Annotated in this window: 6 protein-coding genes; all 6 read left to right on the top strand. The window is 55.3% G+C overall.

Features of this window, described 5'->3' with window-relative positions:
• Positions 1 to 105 precede the first annotated feature (105 nt).
• Entirely contained in the window at positions 106 to 1065 is a 960-nt protein-coding gene (locus ACJROR_RS09810; RefSeq protein ID WP_026297832.1) for a MoxR family ATPase, read from the top strand.
• A gap of 100 nt (positions 1066 to 1165) precedes the next feature.
• Complete coding sequence (locus tag ACJROR_RS09815; protein ID WP_406546924.1) at positions 1166 to 2086, top strand: DUF58 domain-containing protein; 921 nt, start codon at positions 1166 to 1168, stop codon at positions 2084 to 2086.
• On the top strand, positions 2087 to 2728 hold the full coding sequence (locus tag ACJROR_RS09820; RefSeq protein ID WP_406041985.1) for a DUF4381 domain-containing protein: 642 nt from the start codon (positions 2087 to 2089) through the stop codon (positions 2726 to 2728).
• Positions 2716 to 3699, top strand: a complete 984-nt coding sequence (locus ACJROR_RS09825) for a VWA domain-containing protein (protein ID WP_406041987.1) — start codon at positions 2716 to 2718, stop codon at positions 3697 to 3699. The genes ACJROR_RS09820 and ACJROR_RS09825 overlap by 13 nt, the downstream gene beginning before the upstream one ends.
• Complete coding sequence (locus ACJROR_RS09830; protein ID WP_406546925.1) at positions 3692 to 5395, top strand: vWA domain-containing protein; 1704 nt, start codon at positions 3692 to 3694, stop codon at positions 5393 to 5395. Before ACJROR_RS09825 ends, ACJROR_RS09830 begins: the two co-directional genes overlap by 8 nt.
• On the top strand, positions 5389 to 7059 hold the full coding sequence (locus ACJROR_RS09835; protein ID WP_406041991.1) for a hypothetical protein: 1671 nt from the start codon (positions 5389 to 5391) through the stop codon (positions 7057 to 7059). The genes ACJROR_RS09830 and ACJROR_RS09835 overlap by 7 nt, the downstream gene beginning before the upstream one ends.
• Positions 7060 to 7354 lie beyond the last annotated feature (295 nt).

Raw genomic sequence — 7354 nt, forward strand, 5'->3', positions numbered from 1 at the left:
CGCATGCGCTATATTGTGGCGAAAACCGCCGAAGCCGCATGACAAAAGCTGCATGACCGGCTCTGCGGGGGTTGCCGCCGAGAACCAAAAAAAGGATTTTTTTTCATGTCTAATGAAGCTGTGTTAAAGGTTCGCGAGTATATGAACCGCAACATCGTCGGCCAGCCTGAACTGGTAGACGGTCTGCTTACAGCGTTGCTCGCTGATGGTCACATTCTTGTTGAAGGCCCTCCGGGACTGGCTAAAACCCGCGCCATCAAGCTATTGGCCGAATGCATCGAGGGTCGTTTCCACCGTATTCAGTTTACCCCGGACCTCCTTCCTGCCGACCTTACCGGTACTGATATTTACCGCCCGCAGGACGGCACTTTCGTGTTCCAGCCCGGCCCGCTCTTCCACCACCTGCTCCTGGCTGACGAAATCAACCGTTCTCCGGCCAAGGTGCAGTCGGCGCTGCTGGAAGCCATGGCCGAAAGACAGATCACCATCGGCAAAATGACCTACCGGCTTCCGGATCTGTTCCTGGTAATGGCCACGCAGAACCCGCTGGAACAGGAAGGCACTTATCCTCTGCCGGAAGCTCAGCTCGACCGTTTCATGCTGAAGCTGGAGCTTAACTATCCGGATCAGGGCACCGAGCTTCAGATTCTCAGGCTTAATCACCTGGAATCCCGCAACGCCGCCCGGGAGGAACCGCCTTCGCTGACCCAGAACGAGCTGTTTGCCGCCAGAAGAGAGGTGCTTGAGGTTACGCTTCCCGATATTCTCGAGAGCTACATCATCAACCTGACCATGGCCACCCGCCGTCCGTACAGCTACGATTCCACCGATCTGGCCAGATGGATTGCGTGCGGCGTATCGCCCCGCGCCACCATGGCGCTGGCCAACTGCGCCCGGGTGAACGCCTGGCTGGACAGCCGCAGCTACGTGGCTCCGGAAGACATTCAGTACTGCGTGTATCCGGTGTTCCGGCATCGTATGTTCCTGACCATGGAAGCGGAAGCTGACCGTGTGGATGCCAACCGCGTCATCGAGCTCCTTACCAAGAAGGTAGTGGTAGCCTGAGCGGATAAGACCATGAGGAGCAGAGGCAACACTCTGCTTCTCTTTGTCTCAGCAGTATTTATTTCAGTGACAAACCGTTATGCACCAGAAGGATTAAACAATGCCAAACGGGATTGAGCTTAAATTTGAGGAACTGATGCTGGTTCCTCCGTTGTCACAGCTATTACCCAACATCATGGTTGCCAGTCAGCGCTATGGTCTTCTCAGAGCAAACAGCCGCGGCAGAGGAATGGAATTCTCAGAGGTTCGCTCCTACCAGCCCGGCGATGACATCAGAACCATCGACTGGCGAATCACCGCCCGCACCGGTAAGACCTTTACCAAGCTATTCAGAGAAGAGCGGGATCGCAACGTATACATTATTCTGGATCTGGATCCGGCCATGTATTTCGGATCCCAGGGCCAGCTCAAAGCGCGCTTCGCCGCCCTGATAGCGGCCTCCTGCGCCTGGCAGGCCTTTGACATGAAGGACAAGGTCGGCGGCATGATCATTCTCGGCGACACCCCGATCCGGCACAAGCCCGGGGGCATGCGCGGCGATATGCTGGCCTGGATCCGCAAGGTTTACGAGGCCTATCAAATCGGTCTCCGGCGCCAGAACTTCGACTACTCCATCAGCAACGGCCTGGAGATCTTCGTGAATCACGCCCGGCCCGGCAGCGTCTTTCACATCATCAGCGATTTCTACCGTCTGAACGACAATGCCTGGCTTTATCTCCGCAGACTGAACAAGTCTCATATCGTGAGAACCTATCAGATCTACGACAAGCTGGAAATGGAAATCGACGGCAAAGGCACCGTGGGCATCAACACCGGAAACAACCACGGCTACATCAGCTCTCTGAACCGGGACTTTGTAGAAAATTACCGCCGCATCGGCGTCCACCGCATCCACAACATTAACCGCATGCTTACCGAAGCTTCTCAGAAAAACATCTGCATCGATGTCTCCGACCCGCTCCTGGGCAAGAGGGAAGAGCAGCAGGATGAAAGCGGCAGTTCAGAAAACGAGGTGAAGTAAATGGAATTTGATTTTTCACTTCTGCGGGATATTCACGAGGGCGTCCCCCCCGAGGATTACAGCTTCTGGTGGCTGTGGATCGTCTTCGGAATTGCCGTGGCCGCGGTGATTTTTTATGTGCTTTACCGCCTGTTCCCGCTGTTTGTCGCCTACCTGCGCCTGCGCCGGATCGACATCAAGAGCGAGGCCTTTGTGCCTCTGGTGAACTACTGGCTGAAGGAAACCGCCCTTATCATGTATCCCCGGGAACGCATTGCCGGGCTCTGCGGCGAAAAGTGGCTGGAATTTTTGGATCGTCCGGATTCAGTGCCCCAGCAGAAGGATATCATTGCCAACGGGGCTTTGAACTCCTTCAAGAGCGGCAACAAGTACATGGAACAGCAGATCCGCGATTCTGAATTCGAAAAGGTGGCCACTCTCTATCAGGCCTCCAGAACCAGCGGCCGGGAGCAGTCTCAGGCGAACAACTCCAATGCCCGGGGCGGAAACGGCACCAGATTTGAGATGTTTACCACTGCCTGGAATCAGGTAATTTATGATTACCACAATATCGGCATCAACGAAAAAGAAAAGAAAATGCTTATTTCTCAGTGCAAAAAGTGGCTTTTTGCCAACCTAAGGAGAAGACTATGGAATCTCTGAACTTCCATTGGTTGGGGATGTTTCTGCTGGTCTTTCTTCCCCTGATCGTCAGATTTCTTCCCGGCAAAAGCAAGAAGCACGAATTTATTTACATCACCTCGCTGCCGCATTATCTGCCGCACGAGCCCAAGAACAAGGTCTATCAGCTGTTCGGGCTGGCCATGGCTGCCTGGGTATTTCTTATTATAGCGCTGATGCGGCCCTACTATCTGGACACCACGATTGTCATCAACCGCCCCCACCGCGACATTATGCTGGCGGTGGACATTTCCGATTCCATGGAAATTCAGGACATGTATGACAACAGCAACAAGCCGATTTCCCGCTTTGCCGTGGTGAAGAAGCAGCTCAAGGAATTCATTGAAAGCCGGGATGAAAAATTCAATGACCGCATGGGGGTGATTCTTTTTGCGGATCATGCCTACGTGCTTTCTCCCCTGACCTTTGACAAGAAATCGCTTCTGGAGCTGGTGGATGAAATTGACGCCAGCATGGCCGGTCAGCTCACCAACATCGGCGACGCCATCAACCTCGCCATCGAGCGCTTCGAGGAAGCCGGCACCAACCAGAAGATCCTGATCCTGCTTTCGGACGGCCGCAATACCGCCGAGGGCATTTCCCCGGTGGAAGCCGCTTCCATTGCCCGGGACAAGGACATGAAGATCTACACCATTGGCTTCGGCGGCGGCGTATTCACCGCAGATGACCGCGGTCTGGACAGCCGCGATCCCAGCGCCGAGCTTGACGAGGAAACTCTCAAAAAGGTGGCCGACATCACTCACGGAGCCTACTACCGGGCCCGGGACAGCCGTTCCCTCCACGGACGCTATCAGGAAATCAACTTCCTGGAGGCTACGGAGTCCGATGTCGAGTCCTTCCGCCCGGAAAAGGAGCTTTATTTTTACCCGCTTCTAATATCGCTCATTCTGGCTCTGGCAACCGCTATTCAGGTGAGGAGGATCAATGGTTGATTTTACTTTGCTGCGCCCCTGGATGCTGGGCGCCCTGCTCCTGCCGCTGATCTTCATCTATGTTGACTTCGCCAGGAATTACAAGCTGCAGAGCTTTATCAAGGAAGACATTATCAACTTCCTGATTCCCAAGAGACGCACCCATCTTAATGAAAACGATGCGGAATCCGAGGATGAGGTGGAGGAAACCCGTCCCGGCGTGCAGAAGATCACCGAAGAGGAAAGAAAGGATCTCATTGCCAAGCCCAAGCTCTGGAAAAAGTACGGCTGGCTCCTGATCCCCTATGTGGCTGCCGTCATTGCCATGGCCGGCCCCGCCGTGAAGCAGAAGAGCGATCTCTTCCAGACTGATGAAAACTGGGTCTGGCTGATCGACTCCTCTCCCTCCATGATGGCCGACGACCTCAAGCCCAGCCGGTTCCAGAGAGTGCGCTACAGCCTCATCGAGCTTCTGAATGCTTCCAAGCAGCATCGCCGGATCTCCATTATGGGCTTCACCAGCAATACCTATGTGGTAACTCCGCTGACTGACGACACCTCCACCCTGCTCTTCTCCCTGCAGGAAATGAGTCCGGAGATCATGCCCGTGCTGGGCTCCGATCCCCTGCAGGCTCTCGAGGAAGCCGAAAAGGTGCTGGATCGGGAAGCGGAATCCCAGAGAAAGCTGAGTCCGGAAACGGAAACTCCGGGCAACATCCTCCTGGTCACCGATGATATCAAGGACGAGAACGAGCTTATCGGCGTGTCCGAATTCATCAAGCGCTGCAAGTACCCGGTGTATATTTACGCCATCGGCACCAACAGCGGCAAGCCGGTGCGCTTCAAGGGCGAGCTCATGCATGACAGCAACGGCGAAACCGTAATGGCCAGATCCCACATCGAGCTTATTCAGGAGGTAGTGAAGAAGTCCGATGCCAAGGTCTACTACGAGTTCAACGACGAAGCCCCGCACCTGGAGCAGATGTACAGCTACGAGCATCCCAAGTATCAGCACACCACCAAGAGCAAGTACCAGAACAAGGATATCGGCTATCTGTTCCTGCTGATCTCCCTCCTGTCGATATTCGGCTTCGTGCGCAATTACTTCTTCGCCGCGCTGTTTGCGGTGATGCTGGGCACTGCCGCCATGTCCCTGCCGGCTCCGGCCATGGCCGATGTCACCGAGATGGATGATGACGAAGGCCTGAAGCACCCCAACGAGTACGGCTATCTCCTGTACAAGGATCGCCAGTACGACAAGGCGCTGAACTATCTGACGGATCACATGTGGCGGGGCAATACCTGGTACCGCCTGGGCCGCTATGACAAGGCGCTGCAGGAATACCAGAACCTGGGCAACAACGATGCCGAAGCCAAGTACAACATCGGCAACTGCTTTGCCCACATGAACACTCCGGGAGCGCTCAAGGATGCGATTCTGGCCTACGAACAGGCTCTGGAGCTCAATCCGGAGCATGCCGAAGCCAGCTACAACAAGTCCGTCATCCTGGAGCATCTCCGCAAGCTGGACGAAATCAATAAAGCCCGTCAGGTTAACGTGATTGATGAAAGCTCCGCTCAGTCCCTGAACACCGCCAGCGCTGATACCAGCACGGTAATGGTGGATCCGGGGGAGCGCATCAGTCTCCTTCAGAAACGGTTTATTCTTCAGCAGAAAAAGAAAAAAGCAAAAGGAAATCTGGAGCAGTTATGGTAGTCAGCAAGTTTTTTTCTGTCATGCTCCTTGCTGTTCTCGGCCTGGGAGGCCTGGGAGCGGCGGATGCGGCGTTTGCGGCCGGAAGCACTTCCGATGAGACGGGGCAGGCTGCTCCCGCCCCCGCAAAAAGCACCTTCAAGATCAGTACCGACAAGACTGTGCTGTTTCATGACGGCACCGGCTTCCGGCTGTTCATAAATCTCACTACCCCCCGGCCGGTGACCGGCGCGGATCTCGACTACACCGTGCTGAACAAGGACTTCTCCGTGGGCAGCGTGGGGTTTTCCAGTCCGGCTGATTACACCTACCAGTGGGTTATCCCCCTGGTGCCTAACCGAGCCGGCGTCATAAAGATCCCCGCCATGCCCGTAGGCGCCGCCGGAGATCTGGCCACGCCGAAGTTCGAGATCAAGGTCAAGCAGGCCGAGGGTCTCCGGGCCAAAAATTTCATCAAGGCCCAGCTCCGCGCCCAGAACCCCGTCAAGAACCAGCTGGCCATGTACCGCGTTGAGGTGGACAATCTCCCCCAGGTGAAGATCACCACCTACACTCCCCCGCAGGGAGAAGGCGTGCATTTTGAGCTCTTCGCCGAAAGAACCGTCAGCCGCGCCAGCGCCGGCAACCGGTTCTACAAGACCACCATCCGGGAATACAAGGCCATTTTCAGGCAGGAGGGCAAAATCACCATTAATCCTCCCAGCATCTCCGGCTATGTCATTACCGGCAACGGTCAGAGCCAGTTCACTCAGGGAGCCAAGCCCGTTACCGTTACCGTGGGCCCCAACCCGGAGAATCTCATTGTTTCCGACAATCTGAGCATCTCGGTGAAGTGGAATCCCGCCGAAGAAAATATCCACGTGGGCGACCCCATCACCAGAACCGTCACCTACATTGCCACCAACAACAGTCTGTCCCAGCTCCCCCGGGTGCCGGTGCCGGACTTCAACGAGAACGACTTCGACTACTACGAGGACGTTACCGTGGAAACCGAGCAGCTCATGCGGGACAAGAAGCTCAAGTCCACCCGGGTGGTAAAGCAGGTGTTTGTGCCTCTGAGAAACCATACCAAGTTCGTGGCCAATCAGAGCGTGGTGGAATGGAAGAACCCCAACGACGGCAAGGTGAACAGCATTGTGGTGCTGGGCGCCAACTATGAGATCAACGGCTTCAGCTTCAGCGACTACATTCCCCGGGATCCCAAGACCGCCTACAAGATCTTTGCGGGCATTATCGCCGGCGTCGTGCTGATCCTCTTCCTGGTCTACAGCGTCATCATGTACCGCAGGAGAAGCGGCATCTACGGCTGGCTCCATCTCCGGGCCGACTATATGGGCTACTGGAGAAACTTTGCCCGCTCCTGGAAAAAGGACGATCCCATTAAGTGCCGCGCCGCCATTCTGGAATGGGCGCAGAAGCGCTGGCCTGACAAGACCATTGTGGGTCTCACCGGGCTCCCCTTCTACAGCAAGGCCAAGACGGAGATCGACAATCTCTCCCGGGCCTGCTGGTCGAAGGATCCGGAGGCTGCCAAGTGGGACGGCAAAAAGCTTTACAGTCTTATTTCCAAGAATAAGAATTACAAAAAGCCCAAAGCCAAGCGCGGCATTAATCCTTACGGTCTCAACGGAGAAATCTACGAGACTGTGCAGCAGACCCTGAAATGATTTTCCATGAAGGAGACATAACTATAAGAAACTAACTATTCTTACTTCCTGTTGTTGGCATGGATCCCTGATTCATGCCTTTTTTTGTTTTCGGGGGGAATGCGGCTCCGGGAGGATTCTGATTCCGAACCGGGCATCGGTTCAGCCCCGGAGAGCGTCCGGTTCCGCCGGAAGGCACGGGGCGGCTCCGCCCCGCGGAGGGGCCTCATCTGAAATATCGGAAAGCCTCCCGAATTATTCGGGCATAAATGCAATTAATCTCACTGCTCCGGGAAACTATCCTGCGATTAATCGC

The sequence above is a fragment of the Succinimonas sp. genome, assembly GCF_045225735.1.
Lineage (GTDB): Bacteria > Pseudomonadota > Gammaproteobacteria > Enterobacterales > Succinivibrionaceae > Succinimonas.